Source organism: Ruegeria sp. BC3, assembly GCF_056539265.1.
Genome location: NZ_JBQFUP010000003.1, coordinates 242,520 through 259,808, shown reverse-complemented (window position 1 = coordinate 259,808; position 17,289 = coordinate 242,520). Strand labels below are relative to the sequence as shown.

General features: G+C 58.8%; 20 protein-coding genes. All 20 read left to right on the top strand.

Annotation, left to right across the window (positions count from 1 at the left end; all coding sequences use genetic code 11):
• The first annotated feature begins 1 nt into the window (after position 1).
• The 20 genes from ACR0MV_RS10215 (at position 2) to nuoN (ending at position 17,256) form a co-directional block, all read left to right on the top strand.
• Complete coding sequence (locus ACR0MV_RS10215) at positions 2-124, top strand: hypothetical protein (RefSeq protein ID WP_257599041.1); 123 nt, start codon at positions 2-4, stop codon at positions 122-124.
• On the top strand, positions 124-1,347 hold the full coding sequence (locus ACR0MV_RS10210) for an NADH-quinone oxidoreductase subunit D (protein ID WP_480702045.1): 1,224 nt from the start codon (positions 124-126) through the stop codon (positions 1,345-1,347). Before ACR0MV_RS10215 ends, ACR0MV_RS10210 begins: the two co-directional genes overlap by 1 nt.
• The gene (locus ACR0MV_RS10205; RefSeq protein WP_480702044.1) at positions 1,344-1,820 is read left to right on the top strand and encodes a hypothetical protein; all 477 of its coding nucleotides are present in this window, start codon (positions 1,344-1,346) and stop codon (positions 1,818-1,820) included. The genes ACR0MV_RS10210 and ACR0MV_RS10205 overlap by 4 nt, the downstream gene beginning before the upstream one ends.
• The gene (nuoE, locus tag ACR0MV_RS10200) at positions 1,820-2,926 is read left to right on the top strand and encodes an NADH-quinone oxidoreductase subunit NuoE (RefSeq protein WP_480702043.1); all 1,107 of its coding nucleotides are present in this window, start codon (positions 1,820-1,822) and stop codon (positions 2,924-2,926) included. The genes ACR0MV_RS10205 and nuoE overlap by 1 nt, the downstream gene beginning before the upstream one ends.
• Before the next feature lie 33 nt (positions 2,927-2,959).
• Entirely contained in the window at positions 2,960-3,181 is a 222-nt protein-coding gene (locus ACR0MV_RS10195; RefSeq protein ID WP_170422558.1) for a DUF5337 domain-containing protein, read from the top strand.
• A gap of 12 nt (positions 3,182-3,193) precedes the next feature.
• Entirely contained in the window at positions 3,194-4,492 is a 1,299-nt protein-coding gene (gene nuoF / locus ACR0MV_RS10190; protein WP_170422556.1) for an NADH-quinone oxidoreductase subunit NuoF, read from the top strand.
• A gap of 5 nt (positions 4,493-4,497) precedes the next feature.
• The gene (locus ACR0MV_RS10185; protein ID WP_170422554.1) at positions 4,498-4,914 is read left to right on the top strand and encodes an MAPEG family protein; all 417 of its coding nucleotides are present in this window, start codon (positions 4,498-4,500) and stop codon (positions 4,912-4,914) included.
• Entirely contained in the window at positions 4,911-5,414 is a 504-nt protein-coding gene (locus ACR0MV_RS10180) for a DUF3291 domain-containing protein (protein WP_480702042.1), read from the top strand. The genes ACR0MV_RS10185 and ACR0MV_RS10180 overlap by 4 nt, the downstream gene beginning before the upstream one ends.
• Before the next feature lie 71 nt (positions 5,415-5,485).
• On the top strand, positions 5,486-5,836 hold the full coding sequence (locus tag ACR0MV_RS10175) for a hypothetical protein (RefSeq protein ID WP_170422550.1): 351 nt from the start codon (positions 5,486-5,488) through the stop codon (positions 5,834-5,836).
• Positions 5,837-5,934: 98 nt separating this feature from the next.
• A complete protein-coding gene (locus tag ACR0MV_RS10170) occupies positions 5,935-6,339 on the top strand; it encodes a DUF5333 domain-containing protein (RefSeq protein ID WP_480702041.1) in 405 nt (134 codons plus the stop codon).
• 3 nt (positions 6,340-6,342) lie between these two features.
• Complete coding sequence (gene nuoG, locus ACR0MV_RS10165; protein WP_170422546.1) at positions 6,343-8,364, top strand: NADH-quinone oxidoreductase subunit NuoG; 2,022 nt, start codon at positions 6,343-6,345, stop codon at positions 8,362-8,364.
• A 195-nt stretch (positions 8,365-8,559) separates the two neighbouring features.
• Complete coding sequence (gene nuoH, locus ACR0MV_RS10160; RefSeq protein WP_480702040.1) at positions 8,560-9,597, top strand: NADH-quinone oxidoreductase subunit NuoH; 1,038 nt, start codon at positions 8,560-8,562, stop codon at positions 9,595-9,597.
• A 2-nt stretch (positions 9,598-9,599) separates the two neighbouring features.
• Complete coding sequence (nuoI, locus tag ACR0MV_RS10155) at positions 9,600-10,094, top strand: NADH-quinone oxidoreductase subunit NuoI (RefSeq protein WP_480702039.1); 495 nt, start codon at positions 9,600-9,602, stop codon at positions 10,092-10,094.
• A complete protein-coding gene (locus ACR0MV_RS10150) occupies positions 10,094-10,786 on the top strand; it encodes a DUF4259 domain-containing protein (protein WP_170422542.1) in 693 nt (230 codons plus the stop codon). The genes nuoI and ACR0MV_RS10150 overlap by 1 nt, the downstream gene beginning before the upstream one ends.
• Entirely contained in the window at positions 10,783-11,190 is a 408-nt protein-coding gene (locus tag ACR0MV_RS10145) for a carboxymuconolactone decarboxylase family protein (RefSeq protein ID WP_170422540.1), read from the top strand. Before ACR0MV_RS10150 ends, ACR0MV_RS10145 begins: the two co-directional genes overlap by 4 nt.
• Positions 11,187-11,789, top strand: a complete 603-nt coding sequence (locus ACR0MV_RS10140) for an NADH-quinone oxidoreductase subunit J (protein WP_480702038.1) — start codon at positions 11,187-11,189, stop codon at positions 11,787-11,789. Before ACR0MV_RS10145 ends, ACR0MV_RS10140 begins: the two co-directional genes overlap by 4 nt.
• A gap of 4 nt (positions 11,790-11,793) precedes the next feature.
• Positions 11,794-12,099 carry an NADH-quinone oxidoreductase subunit NuoK gene (nuoK, locus tag ACR0MV_RS10135; protein WP_005984024.1) on the top strand — a complete coding sequence of 102 codons (306 nt, stop codon included), beginning with the start codon at positions 11,794-11,796 and terminating at the stop codon, positions 12,097-12,099.
• Between the two features lie 7 nt (positions 12,100-12,106).
• Entirely contained in the window at positions 12,107-14,254 is a 2,148-nt protein-coding gene (gene nuoL / locus ACR0MV_RS10130; RefSeq protein ID WP_480702037.1) for an NADH-quinone oxidoreductase subunit L, read from the top strand.
• Entirely contained in the window at positions 14,254-15,798 is a 1,545-nt protein-coding gene (locus ACR0MV_RS10125; RefSeq protein WP_480702036.1) for an NADH-quinone oxidoreductase subunit M, read from the top strand. Before nuoL ends, ACR0MV_RS10125 begins: the two co-directional genes overlap by 1 nt.
• Positions 15,799-15,813: 15 nt before the next feature.
• The gene (gene nuoN, locus ACR0MV_RS10120; RefSeq protein WP_480702035.1) at positions 15,814-17,256 is read left to right on the top strand and encodes an NADH-quinone oxidoreductase subunit NuoN; all 1,443 of its coding nucleotides are present in this window, start codon (positions 15,814-15,816) and stop codon (positions 17,254-17,256) included.
• The last annotated feature ends 33 nt before the right edge of the window (positions 17,257-17,289 follow it).

The window sequence follows — 17,289 nt, the reverse complement described above, 5'->3', positions numbered from 1 at the left end:
CATGATGGGTGAGCTGATCATTTTGGGCGCTTTGGGCGTCTTGCTTGCAGGGGCCGCAGCCAAGGCGGCTGAGGCTGAAAAGGTTCGTGTTCGGGCCGAAGCGAAAAAGAAACGGGGGCGTTGATGGACGGCTCAAGATACGATGACGGCAGCACGGACGCGCTGAGCGGAGAACAGAAGATCCGCAACTTCAACATTAACTTCGGCCCGCAACACCCTGCGGCGCACGGGGTTCTGCGTCTTGTGCTTGAGCTGGACGGCGAGATTGTCGAACGCTGCGACCCGCATATCGGCCTGCTGCACCGTGGCACAGAAAAGCTGATGGAAAGCCGGACCTATCTGCAGAACCTGCCGTATTTCGACCGTCTGGATTACGTGGCGCCGATGAATCAGGAACATGCCTGGTGTCTGGCCATCGAAAAGCTGACCGGTGTCGAGGTGCCGCGCCGGGGATCGCTGATCCGGGTTCTGTATTCCGAGATCGGGCGCATCCTGAACCACCTGCTGAACGTCACGACGCAGGCGATGGACGTCGGCGCGCTGACTCCGCCGCTCTGGGGTTTTGAAGAGCGTGAAAAGCTGATGGTGTTCTACGAGCGTGCCTGTGGTGCCCGCCTTCACGCCGCCTATTTCCGCCCCGGAGGTGTCCATCAGGACCTGCCGCCGGAGCTGCTGGACGATATCGAGGCATGGAGCCACGAGTTCCCCGCGGTCCTCGATGACATTGACGGTCTTCTGACCGAAAACCGCATCTTTAAACAGCGTAACGCCGACATTGGCGTCGTGACCGAAGATGACATCCAGAATTACGGCTTCTCGGGCGTCATGGTCCGTGGCTCTGGTCTCGCCTGGGACCTGCGCCGCGCGCAGCCCTATGAATGCTATGACGAGTTCGAGTTCCAGATCCCCGTCGGCAAAAACGGCGACTGCTATGACCGCTATCTGGTGCGGATGGAGGAGATGCGCCAGTCGCTGCACATCATCCTTCAGGCCATCGCCAAAATTCGTGAATGCCCCGGAGACGTTCTTGCCCGAGGCAAGATCACTCCGCCGAAACGGTCCGACATGAAGACCTCGATGGAAAGTCTGATCCATCACTTCAAGCTATATACCGAAGGCTTCCACGTGCCCGCGGGCGAGATCTATGCCGCCGTCGAGGCCCCCAAGGGTGAGTTCGGCGTCTATCTGGTCGCCGATGGCACCAACAAGCCTTACAGGGCTAAACTGCGCGCGCCGGGCTTCCTGCACCTGCAAGCGATGGACCATGTGGCGAAAGGCCACCAACTCGCCGATGTAGCTGCCATTATCGGCACCATGGACGTCGTGTTTGGGGAGATCGACCGGTGAGAGGCTTTGCCCTGATCCTGGCCTTGGTTGCCGCTGGTCCACTGCACGCAGCATCGTCGCACCCAACGGCAAAAGTGCTTGAGGTTATGCGCGAAAATGGCTGTCGGCTGGACGTATCACAGGCAGAGCCTGCCTTCTCTGCACATGATCTGCGTCCCGAGGATGTCAGTGCAGTGATCAACTCTTGGGCCGAACAGGGATTGGCCGGGCTGGACGGTCCGACCTTCGAAATCGCGCCTGCGCTCTGCGGTGCACATGGGCTTGCGGCGGATAATGCTTCGGGCAGGGCGGATGCGCTCTATGACTTCGTGCGTCTGAACGGGTGCCGTATGGGCTCGGAGGAGGCCGACCTCAAACTACGCCCTGCAGGATTTACACGGGCGGAAACGCCTGACCTGATTGCCCGTCTTGTTGATCAGGGCCGAGCGCAACAGGAAGACCCCTATATTATTGTGATCGGAGATGCCTGCTAATGCTGCGCCGTCTACACCCCGAACAACCCGATAGCTTTGCCTTCACCGCCGCCAACCAGCAATGGGCCGAAGCGCAGATTACCAAATACCCCGAGGGTCGTCAGGCCAGCGCGGTGATCCCTCTGCTGTGGCGCGCGCAAGAGCAGGAGGGCTGGCTGACCCGTCCGGCGATTGAATCTGTCGCAGACATGCTGGGGATGGCCTATATCCGCGTGCTCGAGGTTGCGTCGTTCTACTTCATGTTCCAGCTGCAACCGGTTGGGTTTGTTGCGCATGTTCAGGTCTGTGGCACGACCTCCTGCATGATCTGCGGGGCTGAGGATCTGATTGCGGTTTGCAAGGAAAAGATTGCCGCCAAGGCGCATGAACTGTCTGCGGACGGTAAGCTGAGCTGGGAAGAGGTCGAATGCCTCGGCTCTTGTACCAATGCTCCGATGGCGCAGATCGGCAAGGATTACTACGAAGATCTGACCGCCGAGAGCTTTGGCAAAATCATCGACGATCTTGCGGCTGGCCAAGTTCCGACCCCCGGCCCGCAAAACGGGCGCTACGCGGCAGAACCGTTGAACGGTTTGACCAGCCTCAAGGACTATGAGGCGGGAAAACCGCAGTATAACGCCAGTGTCGAATTGGCCGACGACCTTGGGGACACGGTGAAGCGCATCGACGGGACCGAGGTTCCGATCCTGACGCCATGGTTGGGTAAGGATGGCAAGGCTGCGGCGACCAAGGCTGCGCCGAAACCGCCCAAGGCCCCGGCACCCGCCAAGCCTGCCGCAAAGCAGGCGGAAGAGGCAAAAAAGGCCGAAATTCGAGAGGATCAGCCCGAAACCTTGACCGCAGCGCGGGGTGGAAAGGCAGATGACCTCAAGATGCTCAAAGGGGTTGGCCCCAAGCTGGAGCAGACGCTGAACGAGCTTGGTTTCTTCCACTTCGACCAGATCGCCGCATGGACGCCGGAACAGGTGGCCTGGGTCGATACTCGCCTTAAGTTCAAAGGCCGGATCGAGCGGGACGGTTGGATTGCCCAAGCGGCCCAACTGGCGAAAGGCGAAGAAACAGATTTTGCAAAGCGTGCCAAGGAAGATGGCACATACGAAGACTAGAATGGATGGTGTCCCCTGGGGCACCTAGGTGAGATGGACAAAGACAAAGAGCAAGCCATCGCCCGCAAGGGTCGTCATATCGGGGTGGTCATCGCCGTGACCATGCTGTTTTGGCTTGCGATGACCCTGTTTATCGGTCCCGCGCTGGGGTTGCCGGGGCGCTATGCGCTGCTGTTTGATTTCGCCGCATTGGCGGGGTTCGTCTATGCGGGCGTGAACATTTTTCAACTCTGGCGCATGCGTCAGGACAGCTGAAGGTTAGATACGATGCTGAAGGATCAGGACAGGATCTTTACCAACATCTACGGGATGCACGAGCGGACGCTGAAAGGCGCGCAGGCCCGCGGGCATTGGGACGGTACGGCTGGCCTGATCGAAAAGGGCCGCGACTGGATCATTCAGACGATGAAAGACTCGGGCTTGCGTGGGCGCGGAGGTGCGGGCTTCCCCACCGGTCTGAAATGGTCGTTCATGCCCAAGGAAAGCGACGGTCGCCCGGCTTATCTGGTTGTAAACGCGGACGAATCCGAGCCTGGCACTTGCAAAGACCGCGAGATCATGCGTCATGATCCGCACACGCTGATCGAAGGCTGCCTGATCGCGTCTTTCGCGATGAACGCGCACACCTGCTATATCTACCTGCGCGGCGAGTATATCCGTGAGCGTGAGGCGCTGCAGGCCGCAATTGATGAGGCCTATGACGCCGGTCTGCTGGGCAAGAATGCCGCCGGTTCGGGCTGGGATTTCGATCTGTTCCTGCATCACGGGGCCGGGGCCTATATCTGCGGTGAGGAAACCGCCCTGATCGAAAGCCTTGAGGGCAAAAAAGGCATGCCGCGGATGAAACCTCCGTTCCCGGCGGGCGCGGGTCTGTATGGCTGCCCGACCACGGTGAACAACGTGGAGTCCATTGCCGTTGTGCCGACCATCCTACGTCGCGGGGCGGACTGGTTTGCCGGCTTTGGCCGCCAGAACAACGCCGGTACCAAGTTGTTTGCAATCTCGGGTCACGTGAACAACCCCTGCGTGGTTGAAGAGGCGATGTCGATCCCCTTCGAGCAGCTGATCGAAACCCATTGCGGCGGTATTCGCGGTGGTTGGGACAACCTGCTGGCGGTGATCCCCGGTGGCTCGTCAGTGCCGTGCGTGCGCGGTGAACACATGCGCGACGCGATCATGGATTTTGACCATTTGCGTAACGATCTGGGCTCGGGCCTGGGGACTGCGGCCGTGATCGTGATGGACAAATCCACGGACATCATCAAGGCGATCTGGCGGCTGTCCAAGTTCTACAAGCACGAAAGCTGCGGTCAGTGTACGCCGTGTCGCGAAGGCACCGGCTGGATGATGCGCGTGATGGACCGTCTGGTGAAGGGCGAGGCCGAGCTGGAAGAGATCGACATGCTGTTCGATGTGACGAAACAGGTCGAAGGCCACACGATCTGCGCGCTCGGAGATGCGGCTGCCTGGCCGATCCAGGGCTTGATCCGCAATTTCCGCGAAGAGATCGAGGACCGCATCAAGGCCCAGAAGTCGGGCCGCATGGGTGCGATGGCAGCGGAGTAGGATTGATGGAAGCCTATGCCCAATATTCTCATGCGATCGCGTCACTGGTGATTTTCACCCTGATTGTTCTGTTCATGTCGCCATTTTCGGCACTAGCCAAGGCGGGCAAGGGGCTTGCACCCGGCGCAACGCCTCAGCAGGACTATTCGGATAAGGCGTATCGCCTGAACCGGGCTTACTTGAATGGCACGGAAACCTTGCCGGCCTTTTTGGCTGTCACGGTTGCGGCGATCCTGTTGGGCGCAAACCCGTTCTGGGTGAACCTTCTGGCGTCGGTTGCGCTGGTAGCACGCGTGGTGATGCTGGTGATCCATCTGCAGGGCATCGGCAAGCCGCATAGCGGTCTGCGGTCCGTGGCTTATGTGGGCGGTTGGGCATGCATGGTCATCCTCGGCCTGATGGCATTGGTGGCCGCGTTTTGAGACAACCCAGCGGATATCATCTGGCCGAATTGAATGTCGGCCGCCTCTTGGCCCCGACGGATGATCCGCGGGTCGCTGAATTCATGGCCAATCTTGACCGGGTCAATGGTCTGGGCAAGCGGATGCCGGGCTTTGTCTGGATGATGGAAGGCTCGGGAGAGCCGGGAACGGGAAACACCGAAAACGCCATCGGTGGAGATCCGCAATTTGTGGCCAACCTTACGGTTTGGGAAGACGTCGCAAGTCTTGAGCAGTTTGTTTGGGGAACCATTCACAAGCAGTTCTATGAACGACGTCAGGAATGGTTCGAACTGCTGGGGGACCAGCATTTCGTGATGTGGTGGGTCCCAATTGGGCACCGGCCCGGCTTGGACGAGGCGCTGGAACGATTGGAACAGCTGCGCCGGGATGGCCCAAGTGAACACGCCTTTGGATGGGCAGAATTGAAACAGGCAAGCAAGTGGCGCGACAATCGTTGTGCCGAGGTCGCGGCGGAGTGAATGGGGTGATGATACAATCGTCTGATACATTCAGCCGCGCAAACGCCAGCCTCCGGACAGGAGTGGCCAAAGTGGCGAAAACGAAACTTACAATTTTGGCGGGCATCGCAGGACTGTTGCTGGTATCCGCCTGCGGTACGGCATCCAGTGACCGTGTTCTTTTTGATGGCAAGGCTTTCCGGGCCAAAGCGAAACCTGTGGATAAACGGGCGTCACCGACCGAGTTTACGGTTGTGGTGCGTGGGGCGTCTGCGTCTCTGGACGGTGCTCGCGAGGCTGGGCGCTATGAGGGCACCAAATTCTGCATCAGCGCGTTTGGCACTTCCAAGATCGACTGGAAGGTCGGTCCCGATACCGAACCGCAGAACCTGCGTATAACCGATGATCAGCTGACCTTTGCAGGAGCGTGCCAGCGGCCATGACCCGAGTTTTTGCATATCAGCCCATGGCACAGAAGGTGATATTGAATAGCACCCTCGCGCCGCTTCGTTTTGGAGTTTCCAAGACGAAAGGAATAGTCATGTCTGGTATGAAATTGCTTGCTCTGCTGTCGGTTCTGGCACTTCCAACTGTGGCTAAAGCCAAACCACCCTTGCGCGAAGTCAAAGAGGTCGACGACGAACTCTACTACATCGCTATCGCGAACGAAATTTCGGAATACTGTCCGTCGATCAGCGGACGCAGACTGAAGGCGATTGGGGTGATGTGGGGTCTTAAGTCCAAAGCGAATAGCCTCGGTTACTCGGACAGCGAAATCCGGGCCTACGTGGAGTCGGATGCTGAAAAGGACCGTATGCGCGCCAAGGGCGAGGCCTATCTGGCCTCGAACGGGGTGTCGTATGACAATCCGACTTCTTTTTGCACTTTGGGGCAGAAGGAAATCGAAAGAAACAGCGCCATTGGCGTGTATTTGAGGGCGAACTAGACCATGTCTGACCTCCGCAAGATCAATATCGATGGACAGGAAATCGAAGTCGATGGTGCGATGACGCTGATCCAGGCCTGTGAACAGGCCGGGGTCGAGGTGCCGCGCTTTTGCTACCACGAGCGTCTGTCCATCGCCGGGAACTGCCGGATGTGTCTGGTCGAGGTCGTTGGCGGTCCGCCGAAACCTGCGGCCTCTTGCGCGATGCAGGTCCGCGACCTGCGTCCGGGGCCGGAAGGCGAAGCGCCGCAGGTCAAGACAAACTCGCCGATGGTCAAAAAGGCCCGCGAAGGCGTTATGGAGTTCCTGCTCATCAACCACCCACTGGATTGTCCGATCTGCGACCAGGGTGGTGAGTGTGATCTGCAGGATCAGGCGATGGCCTATGGTGTCTCGGGTTCGCGCTTCAAAGAGGCCAAGCGCGCGGTGGATGATCTGGATCTGGGACCACTTGTTGGCACCGCTATGACGCGCTGCATCAGCTGCACCCGCTGTGTGCGGTTTACAACCGAGGTCGCCGGGATCACCCAAATGGGTCAGACAGGGCGGGGCGAGGATGCTGAGATTACCTCGTACCTGAACCAGACGCTGGATTCGAACCTGCAGGGCAACATCATCGACCTGTGCCCGGTCGGTGCGCTGACCTCGAAGCCGTATGCCTTTACCGCGCGCCCGTGGGAATTGACCAAGACCGAAAGCATCGATGTTATGGACGCCTTGGGCTCGAACATCCGTGTGGATACCAAGGGTCGTGAGGTGATGCGGTTCCTTCCGCGCAACCATGATGGTGTGAATGAGGAGTGGATCAGCGACAAGACCCGTTTCGTGTGGGACGGCCTGCGGCGTCAACGTCTGGATAAACCTTACGTGCGCGAAAACGGTAAACTGCGCCCCGCAAGCTGGCCTGAGGCGCTGACCAAGGCTGCTGAAGCGTTGAAAGGGGCTGAAAAGCCTGCCGGAATTGTAGGCGATTTGGCCCCGGTCGAGGCTGCGTTTGCGCTGAAACAGATGATCGAAGGGCAGGGCGGTGTCGTCGAATGCCGCACCGATGGGGCCAAACTGCCCTCGGGCAATCGTGCTGCCTATGTCGGCACAGCTGCGATCGAAGATCTCGACGGCGCGGAACGCATCCTGCTGATTGGAACAAACCCGCGGGAAGAAGCCCCGGTCCTGAACGCGCGTATTCGCAAGGCGTGGGCGCATGGGGCGGATGTGGCTCTGGTGGGGCCGGCGGTCGACTTGACCTACGACTACCATCATGTGGGCGACGATCGTGCAGCCTTGCAAAAGGTTGTCGATATGGGCGGCGATGATGCGATCAAAGGCAAATCCTCGCTGGTCATCGTCGGTCAGGGCGCATTGCAGGAAGCAGATGGCGCTGCCGTGCTGGCCGCGGCGCAGACGATTGCCGCGAACACCGAAAGCGGGCTGTTGATCCTGCATACCGCCGCGTCGCGCGTCGGGGCGATGGATGTGGATGCCACCAACGAGGGCGGCATGGACGCGATAAGCGCTGCAGACGTGATCTATAACCTTGGCGCGGATGAGGTCGAAATTGGCGAGGGTGCCTTTGTGATCTATCAGGGCAGCCACGGCGACCGGGGTGCCCACCGTGCGGATGTGATCCTGCCGGGTGCGGCCTATACCGAAGAAAACGGGCTGTTCGTAAACACCGAAGGTCGCCCACAACTGGCCATGCGCGCCGGGTTTGCGCCGGGTGAGGCCAAAGAGAACTGGGCTATCCTGCGGGCGCTCTCCGCCGAGCTGGGCGCTGCGCTTCCTTTCGACTCTCTGGCGCAGTTGCGCACTGCGCTGATTGAGGCCGTACCGCATCTGGCCCAGATCGACCAGGTGATCGAGAATGAGGTTCAGCCGTTGGACGCTGGTCCTCTGGGACAAGCCACCTTCCGCAACGCGGTCAAAGATTTCTACCTGACCAACCCAATCGCACGCGCGTCGCAGCTGATGGCCGAGCTTTCGGCTCAGGCTCAAGCACGCAAAGCCGAAAAGATCGCGGCAGAATGAACCAGACCTGTCTCATATCGCGTTTGACGACCCGCATTGCGGGTGTCGAAGAAATGCGCACGAGACGCAATGAAAAGGGTAGCGCGAAGGCTGTAGATGCTGTTTACACCTACCCGCCGACCCAGTCGCTCTATGCGCAGGCACTTGGCCTTAGCATCGCGCGCGGAAAACGGAATACCCACGGTGTGAGGACCAATGGCTGATTTCTTTAACACCCCAGGCGGAATAGCCATCATCATTCTGGCGCAAGTGCTTGCAGTTGTCGCGTTTGTGATGATCTCGCTGTTGTTCCTCGTTTACGGCGACCGCAAGATTTGGGCCGCAGTCCAGATGCGGCGCGGACCCAACGTGGTGGGCGCGTATGGCTTGCTTCAATCGGTGGCGGATGCGCTGAAATACGTCGTCAAAGAGGTTGTGATCCCCGCTGGCGCGGACCGCACAGTCTTTATCCTTGCTCCTCTGACCTCGTTCGTTCTGGCAATGATCGCTTGGGCGGTCATTCCGTTCAATGATGGGTGGGTTCTGTCGGATATCAACGTCGCCATTCTCTATGTCTTCGCTGTGTCCTCACTAGAGGTTTATGGCGTGATTATGGGTGGTTGGGCGTCAAACTCAAAGTACCCCTTCCTCGGCTCGCTGCGCTCTGCGGCGCAGATGATCTCATACGAGGTTTCCATCGGTCTGATCATCATCGGAGTGATCATCTCGACCGGCTCAATGAATTTCGGCCATATTGTTGAGGCGCAGGACGGCCGCTTCGGGTTTTTCAGCTGGTACTGGCTGCCGCACTTCCCGATGGTCTTCCTGTTCTTCATCTCGGCGCTGGCCGAGACCAACCGGCCCCCGTTTGACCTACCTGAGGCAGAATCGGAATTGGTCGCTGGGTATCAGGTCGAATACTCGGCCACGCCCTTCCTTCTGTTCATGGCCGGTGAATACATCGCGATCTTCCTGATGTGCGCGCTGACCACGCTGCTGTTCTTCGGTGGCTGGCTGTCGCCAATCCCCGGCTTGCCGGATGGCGTACTGTGGATGGTCGCCAAGATGGCGTTCTTCTTCTTCCTCTTCGCGGTGGTCAAGGCGATCACACCCCGCTACCGCTATGACCAGCTGATGCGACTGGGCTGGAAAGTGTTCCTGCCATTCTCGCTGGTCTGGGTCGTCTTTGTGGCCTTCGCGGCGAAATTCGATTGGTTCTGGGGCGCGTTCGCCCGTTGGAGCGTTGGAGGCTGATTATGACACAAATCGACTACACCCGCGCTGCGAAATACTTCCTGCTACAAGACTTCTGGGTCGGCATGAAGTTGGGGTTGAAGTATTTCTTCGCCCCCAAAGCCACCGTGAACTACCCGCATGAAAAGGGTCCGCTGTCGCCTCGGTTCCGCGGCGAACACGCCCTGCGCCGCTATCCGAACGGCGAAGAACGCTGCATCGCCTGCAAACTGTGTGAGGCAGTCTGCCCTGCCCAAGCGATCACCATCGACGCCGAACCGCGCGAGGATCGCTCTCGCCGCACGACGCGCTATGACATCGACATGACCAAATGCATCTATTGCGGTTTCTGTCAGGAGGCCTGTCCGGTCGATGCCATCGTCGAAGGCCCGAACTTCGAATTCGCCACGGAAACCCGGGAAGAGCTCTTTTACGACAAGGAAAAACTTCTCGACAACGGTGAACGCTGGGAAGCTGAGATCGCCCGAAATCTTGAAATGGACGCGCCGTATCGCTGATGGGAACCTGGGGACCACATAGTTTCGACAATGACACAGCGGCTGACCTGCTGACGTCACTGGACGGGTATGATCAGCCGTTTGAACGGGCCGAGGCTGTGCGTGCGACCTTTGAAGCGGTGTTCTTGACCGCGGTTGAGGATATGGAGGCAGACACGGGCGCCGCGGCAATTGCGGGCGCTGAGATTGTTGCATCAGCTCTTGGTCAGCCTCTCGACGGGGCAAAGCAGTCATTTGATTTGGCAAAGTCGTTCAAATTCTACGACGACACCGTAGGCATGGCGCTGGCCGCGCTAAAGCAGGTTGGCGATGACGACTCGGAACTGGCTGAGCTTTGGGCCGATGCTGACGAAACCAAAACTTGGCGCGCCAGCGTTGCCGACCTGACAACAAGGTTGGTCACTGCAGCAAAGGCGCATGACCTCAGCACCGAATTCGACCCTCCAAGCCCAGATGAGACGCCAGAAGACGCGCTGCGCGCCGAGGTCGACCAAGTGTATGAGGACATGATGTCCGAAATCGAGCGCCTGGCGGATAAAACTGGCGGCGACCCTCAGGTCGAGGTCTTGCGCCATTTGGTGCGCAAGATGAACCTGATCCACAAGGACATCACGAATATGCGGTACGTCGTGGTCGATAGCCTGGATGCGCTGACCGCCCGGATAGACGGTCTGGAGAAGAAAGCACAATGACCGATGAATTGAACCCTTTTGCCGCGATGATGAAGCAGGCTCAGGACATGGCCAAGGCGATGAACCCGGCGATGGAGAATTTCTCGCCCAAGGGGTTCGAGGCGTTGTGGCCGACCATGCCCAAAGAGGTCATGGAGATGATGTTCGGCAACACCGTCAACAAGGATGGGTTGGACGCCAAGACCCGTTTGTTGTTGACGCTGGCTGGGCTGACCTGTCAGGGCGCTCAGGCGGATGCGGCGGTGCGTCAGACTGTGCGCCACGCGCTGGAGGCCGGAGCCAAGAAACAAGAGATCGTGGAAACGATCGGTCAGATGTCGGTCTTTGCCGGCATCCCGGCCATGACCCGCGCGCTGGATCTGGCGCAAGAGGTCATGGGCGATAACGAGGATGAGGATCAATGACCGTCTTTGCCTTCTATCTGTTTGCCATAAGCGCCATCACCGGTGGGCTGTTCACGGTAATCAGCCGCCAGCCGGTGCACTCGGTGCTGTGGCTGATCCTGTCCTTCCTGTCCTCGGCGGGGTTGTTCGTGCTGCTGGGGGCCGAGTTCGTAGCGATGCTGCTGATCATCGTCTATGTGGGCGCGGTCGCAGTGCTGTTCCTGTTCGTAGTAATGATGCTGGACGTGGACTTTGCCGAACTCAAGGCCGAGATGGCGCGCTATATGCCGCTGGCCTTGCTGATCGGTCTGGTGATCCTGATGCAGTTCGTCATGGCCTTTGGAGCATGGGACAGTGCGCAGGGCGCGGCGGCCAATCTGGCGCAGCCGATCCCGGCGGACCGCCACAACACCGAGGCGCTGGGTGTCATTCTTTATGATCAATACTTCCTTCTGTTCCAACTGGCGGGCCTGATCCTGCTGGTGGCCATGATCGGCGCCATCGTTCTGACGCTGCGCCACCGTAAGGACATCAAGCGTCAGGACATCGTCGGCCAGATGATGCGCGACCCGGCCAAGGCGATGGAGTTGAAGGACGTGAAACCGGGGCAGGGGCTTTGAGACGATGATCGGACTTGAACACTATCTTACGGTCGCGGCGACGCTGTTCGTCATCGGCATCTTCGGTCTCTTCCTGAACCGCAAGAACGTCATCATCCTGCTGATGAGCATCGAACTGATGCTGCTGGCGGTGAATATCAACCTTGTGGCGTTTTCAAGCTTCCTGGGCGATCTGGTCGGGCAGGTGTTTACGCTGTTCGTGCTGACCGTGGCGGCCGCTGAGGCGGCGATTGGCCTGGCCATTCTGGTCTGCTTCTTTCGCAACCGCGGCACCATCGCGGTTGAAGACGTTAATATGATGAAGGGCTAAGAGAACTATGGAAACCACCATCCTCTTTGCCCCGCTTGTGGGTGCTTTGATTTGCGGGTTCTGTTGGAAGTTCATTGGCGAAAAAGCCGCTATGTGGACCGCCACGGGCCTGTTGTTTTTGGCGTGCCTTCTGTCCTGGATCGTGTTCTTCACCTTTGACGGCCAGACCCAGCAGATCGAAATCCTGCGCTGGATTGAAAGCGGCTCGCTGTCGACCAGCTGGGCCATCCGCTTGGACCGGTTGACGGCGATCATGCTGATTGTGGTGACGACGGTCTCGGCGCTCGTGCACCTCTATTCCTTCGGCTACATGGATCACGACCCGCAATGGCGCGAGGGCGAGAGCTATAAGCCGCGTTTCTTCGCCTATCTGTCCTTCTTCACTTTCGCGATGCTGATGCTGGTGACAGCGGACAATCTGGTGCAGATGTTCTTTGGCTGGGAGGGCGTGGGCGTCGCCTCGTACCTGTTGATCGGGTTCTACTATCGTAAACCTTCCGCCAATGCTGCCGCGATTAAGGCCTTTGTAGTGAACCGGGTTGGCGACTTCGGCTTTGCGCTAGGTATTTTCGCGATCTTCTTCCTGACCGACAGCATCAACTTTTCAGACATCTTCGCGTCGGCTTCGGACCTGTCGCAGATGCAGCTGTCCTTCCTCTGGGGGGAATGGAACGCGGTTGAGGTGATCTGTGTCCTGCTGTTCATCGGCGCGATGGGCAAGTCGGCGCAGTTGATCCTGCACACCTGGTTGCCGGACGCGATGGAAGGCCCGACGCCTGTATCGGCGCTGATCCACGCGGCAACCATGGTGACCGCCGGTGTCTTCCTGGTTTGCCGCATGTCGCCGCTGATGGAGTTCGCGCCGGGCGCGACCGGTTTCATCACTGCGCTGGGGGCGACGACGGCCTTCTTCGCTGCGACCGTGGGACTGGTGCAGACGGATATTAAACGCGTAATCGCGTATTCGACCTGTTCGCAGCTGGGCTACATGTTCGTCGCTGCGGGTGTCGGCATGTACTCGGCGGCCATGTTCCACCTGTTCACACACGCCTTCTTCAAGGCTTTGCTGTTCCTTGGTGCGGGTTCGGTGATCCACGCCATGCATCACGAGCAGGAGATGACCGAATACGGCGGTCTGCGCAAAAAGATCCCCTATACGTTCTGGGCGATGATGATCGGAACATTGGCCATTACCGGTGTTGGTATCCCCAGCTTTATCGTGACGCTGTTCGGTACGCCCATCGGCTTTGCCGGGTTCCTGTCGAAAGACGCGATCATCGAAAGCTCTTACGCGGCCGGGGCGTCCTACGGGTTCTGGATGCTGGTGATCGCTGCAGTGTTCACGTCATTCTACAGCTGGCGTCTGATTTTCCTGACGTTTTACGGAACACCCCGCGGGGACAAACACACGCACGACCATGCGCATGAAAGCCCAACGGTCATGCTGGTGCCGCTGGGCGTCTTGTCGCTGGGGGCCGTGTTTGCCGGTATGATCTGGTTCAACAACTTCTTCGGCCACGTCGATCAGGTCGGCAAGTTTTACGGCATTCCTGTTGCCGAAGCGTCCGAACATGGCGAGGCGGAAGATCACAGCGCCGATCACGGCGATGCGGCCCATGCCGACGACGCCCACGGGGACGAGGCGCATGCAGGTGATGACAAGCAGGGTGGCAAACACCACTACAGCTTTGTTGGCGAACCGGGGGAGGGCGCGCTGTACATCGCTCCGGACAACACGGTTCTGGACGATGCCCACGCGGTTCCGAAATGGGTCAAGTTCTCGCCCTTCGTGGCCATGGTTCTGGGCTTTGTCGTCGCCTATTGGTTCTACATCGTGAACACTTCGCTGCCGGCGCGGTTGGCGCAGAACCAGCGGCCCCTGTACCTGTTCCTCAAGAACAAGTGGTACTTTGACGAGATTTACGACGCGATCTTCGTGAAACCCACTCTGGCGCTCGGTCGCTTGCTGTGGAAACGCGGTGACGGAAATACGATTGACGGTTTCCTGAATGGTATTGCAATGGGCGTCGTGCCCTTCTTCACCCGCCTCGCAGGCAAGGCGCAGACCGGTTACATCTTTACTTACGCCTTCTGGATGGTTCTGGGCATCGCTGCCCTTGTCACCTGGATGTCGATCGGCGGAGGCGCACAATAATGGATAATATCCTCTCCATCGTCACCTTCATCCCCGCAGTCGCGGCCGGCATTCTGGCGCTGTTCCTGCATGGTGAGGACGCCGCTGCGCAACGCAATGCAAAATGGGTCGCACTTGTGGCGACAACTGTGACTTTCCTGGTTTCAATCGGCATCTATACGGGCTTTGATCCTTCCAACACCGGCTTCCAGATGGTGGAAGAGGGTGAGTGGCTGCTGGGCCTGAAATACAAGATGGGCGTTGACGGCATCAGCGTTTTGTTCGTGTTGCTGACCACTTTCATCATGCCGCTGACCATTCTGGCCAGCTGGCAGGTGACGGACCGCGTCAAGGAATACATGATCGCCTTCCTGCTGTTGGAAACGCTGATGCTGGGCGTCTTCATGGCGCTGGATCTGGTGCTGTTTTACCTGTTCTTCGAGGCGGGCCTGATCCCGATGTTCCTGATCATTGGTATCTGGGGCGGCAAGGATCGCATCTACGCCAGCTTCAAATTCTTCCTCTACACTTTCCTCGGCTCGGTGCTGATGCTGGTGGCGATGGTTGGGATGTATGCCGATGCAGGCACCACAGATATCGAAGCGCTAATGAGCCATCACTTCGCTTCCGAAGGGTTTAGCGTTCTGGGCGTCTATGTCGTCGGCGGTATGCAGACGCTGATGTTCCTGGCGTTCTTTGCCTCTTTCGCGGTGAAGATGCCGATGTGGCCGGTTCATACATGGCTGCCCGACGCGCACGTGCAGGCCCCGACGGCAGGCTCGGTTGTGCTGGCCGCGATCTTGTTGAAGATGGGCGGATATGGCTTCCTGAGGTTCAGCTTGCCGATGTTCCCGGTGGGCTCGGCAGTGATGACCGATGTGGTGCTATGGATGTCGGCGATTGCCGTGGTCTACACCTCGCTGGTCGCGCTGGTGCAGGAGGATATGAAAAAGCTGATCGCCTATTCCTCGGTCGCGCATATGGGCTTTGTGACCATGGGTATCTTCGCGGCGAACCAGCAGGGCATTGACGGCGCGATCTTCCAGATGATTAGTCACGGTTTCATTTCGGCCGCCCTCTTCCTGTGTGTTGGCGTGATTTATGACCGTATGCACACGCGCGAGATCGATGCCTACGGCGGTCTGGTGATCCGCATGCCCGCCTATGCGCTGGTCTTCATGCTGTTCACCATGGCCAATGTCGGCCTGCCGGGCACGTCTGGGTTCATCGGAGAGTTCTTGACCCTGATGGGTGCCTTCCAGGTCAACACATGGGTGACGGCGGTGGCCGCAACCGGTGTGATCTTCTCTGCTGGCTATGCGCTTTGGCTGTATCGACGGGTCGTTTTCGGTGACCTGATCAAAGAAAGCCTGAAGGCGATGACGGACATGAGCTCACGTGAGCGGCTGATCTTTGCGCCGCTCATCGTGATGACCATCCTGCTGGGTGTCTACCCGTCGCTGGTGACCGATGTAATCGGTCAGTCCACTGCCGCGCTGATTTCGAACTATGACACGGCTCTGGCCGCGGCCGAGGCCGCGACCCAGTCAGCCGCTTCGCATTAAGGAGGCTTTGGAGACATGATCCAGGCTGATCTGACAATAATCCTGCCGGAAATCGTTCTGGCCGTATATGCGATGGCGGCGCTGCTGGGGGCTGTCTACACAACGAAAGACGGGCTGGCACCTGTGCTGGTCTGGACGACTGCAGGCTTGATGGCACTGCTGGCGATCTGGATTGCCACCAATGGTGATGGCACCAACGTGGCGTTCAACGGGATGTTCATCGACGACGGCTTCGCGCGTTTCTCGAAAGTGGCGATCCTATTGTCTGCGGCTGCGGTTCTGTTGATGAGCCAGGATTACATGGCCCGCCGCGACCTGCTGCGCTTTGAGTATCCGTTGCTGGTGGCACTAGCCGCCGTTGGCATGATGATGATGGTCAGCGCAGGCGATCTGATGTCGCTGTACATGGGGCTCGAGCTGCAGTCGCTGTCCCTCTATGTTGTCGCCGCCCTGCGTCGAGACAGTGCGAAATCGACCGAGGCCGGTCTCAAGTACTTTGTTCTGGGCGCGCTCAGCTCGGGTCTGCTGCTGTATGGCGCGTCACTGGTTTATGGCTTTACCGGCACCACGCTGTTCTCGGGCATCATCGCGACGGTGCAGGACGGAGAGATCTCGGTGGGGCTGCTGTTCGGTCTGGTCTTCCTGATCTCGGGTCTGGCGTTCAAAGTTTCGGCTGTGCCGTTCCATATGTGGACGCCGGATGTGTACGAGGGCTCGCCAACCCCGATCACCGCGTTCTTTGCCACCGCTCCGAAAGTCGCCGCCATGGCCCTATTCGCACGCCTGATGCATGATGCGTTTGGCGGTGTTGTAAAGGACTGGCAGCAGGTGATCGTTTTGCTCTCGGTCCTGTCGATGCTGCTGGGCGCGGTCGCGGCGATTGGCCAGCGCGATATCAAACGGCTGATGGCGTTTTCGTCGATCGCGCATATGGGCTATGCGCTGATCGGCTTGGCCGCCGGGACCGAGTTGGGCATCAAGGCAATGCTGATGTATCTGGCCATCTACGTCACGATGAACATCGGCACCTTCGCCTTCATCTTGATGATGGAGCGTGACGGCAAACCCGTCACAGACATTGATGCGCTGCGCCAGTATTCCAAGCGGGAGCCGGGCAAGGCGCTGGCGGTTCTGATCCTGATGTTCAGCCTTGCGGGCGTGCCGCCGATGTTGGGGTTTTTCGCTAAGTTCGGCGTCTGGCAGGCTGGTGTCGCTGCTGGGCTGACCGGTTTGGTGATCGTGTCTGCCATCGCCTCGGTGATTGGTGCGTTCTATTACCTGCGGATCGTGTTCTACATGTATTTCGGCGCCGAGAACGAAGAACCCATCGAAACAAGCCCCTCTCCGGTTCTTTGGGTCGCCCTCATGGGGTCGGCAGCATTGATGCTGGTCGGTGTGTTCTATCAGTTCGGCGTAGAAGGCGCAGCGGCTGCAGCGGCGGCAACGCTTGTCAATTGATATGGACATTAGGCAAAAACAGGGGGCTCGGTC

What these genes read in the sequence shown, in the direction of transcription:
- nuoI (WP_480702039.1), top strand. Translation starts at nt 9,600, where the DNA reads ATGACACAAATCGACTACACCCGCGCTGCGAAATACTTCCTGCTACAA.
- ACR0MV_RS10185 (WP_170422554.1), top strand. Translation starts at nt 4,498, where the DNA reads ATGGAAGCCTATGCCCAATATTCTCATGCGATCGCGTCACTGGTGATT.
- nuoN (WP_480702035.1), top strand. Translation starts at nt 15,814, where the DNA reads ATGATCCAGGCTGATCTGACAATAATCCTGCCGGAAATCGTTCTGGCC.
- nuoF (WP_170422556.1), top strand. Translation starts at nt 3,194, where the DNA reads ATGCTGAAGGATCAGGACAGGATCTTTACCAACATCTACGGGATGCAC.
- ACR0MV_RS10195 (WP_170422558.1), top strand. Translation starts at nt 2,960, where the DNA reads ATGGACAAAGACAAAGAGCAAGCCATCGCCCGCAAGGGTCGTCATATC.
- nuoH (WP_480702040.1), top strand. Translation starts at nt 8,560, where the DNA reads ATGGCTGATTTCTTTAACACCCCAGGCGGAATAGCCATCATCATTCTG.
- nuoL (WP_480702037.1), top strand. Translation starts at nt 12,107, where the DNA reads ATGGAAACCACCATCCTCTTTGCCCCGCTTGTGGGTGCTTTGATTTGC.
- ACR0MV_RS10150 (WP_170422542.1), top strand. Translation starts at nt 10,094, where the DNA reads ATGGGAACCTGGGGACCACATAGTTTCGACAATGACACAGCGGCTGAC.
- nuoK (WP_005984024.1), top strand. Translation starts at nt 11,794, where the DNA reads ATGATCGGACTTGAACACTATCTTACGGTCGCGGCGACGCTGTTCGTC.
- ACR0MV_RS10140 (WP_480702038.1), top strand. Translation starts at nt 11,187, where the DNA reads ATGACCGTCTTTGCCTTCTATCTGTTTGCCATAAGCGCCATCACCGGT.
- ACR0MV_RS10170 (WP_480702041.1), top strand. Translation starts at nt 5,935, where the DNA reads ATGTCTGGTATGAAATTGCTTGCTCTGCTGTCGGTTCTGGCACTTCCA.
- nuoE (WP_480702043.1), top strand. Translation starts at nt 1,820, where the DNA reads ATGCTGCGCCGTCTACACCCCGAACAACCCGATAGCTTTGCCTTCACC.
- nuoG (WP_170422546.1), top strand. Translation starts at nt 6,343, where the DNA reads ATGTCTGACCTCCGCAAGATCAATATCGATGGACAGGAAATCGAAGTC.
- ACR0MV_RS10145 (WP_170422540.1), top strand. Translation starts at nt 10,783, where the DNA reads ATGACCGATGAATTGAACCCTTTTGCCGCGATGATGAAGCAGGCTCAG.
- ACR0MV_RS10210 (WP_480702045.1), top strand. Translation starts at nt 124, where the DNA reads ATGGACGGCTCAAGATACGATGACGGCAGCACGGACGCGCTGAGCGGA.
- ACR0MV_RS10125 (WP_480702036.1), top strand. Translation starts at nt 14,254, where the DNA reads ATGGATAATATCCTCTCCATCGTCACCTTCATCCCCGCAGTCGCGGCC.
- ACR0MV_RS10215 (WP_257599041.1), top strand. Translation starts at nt 2, where the DNA reads ATGATGGGTGAGCTGATCATTTTGGGCGCTTTGGGCGTCTTGCTTGCA.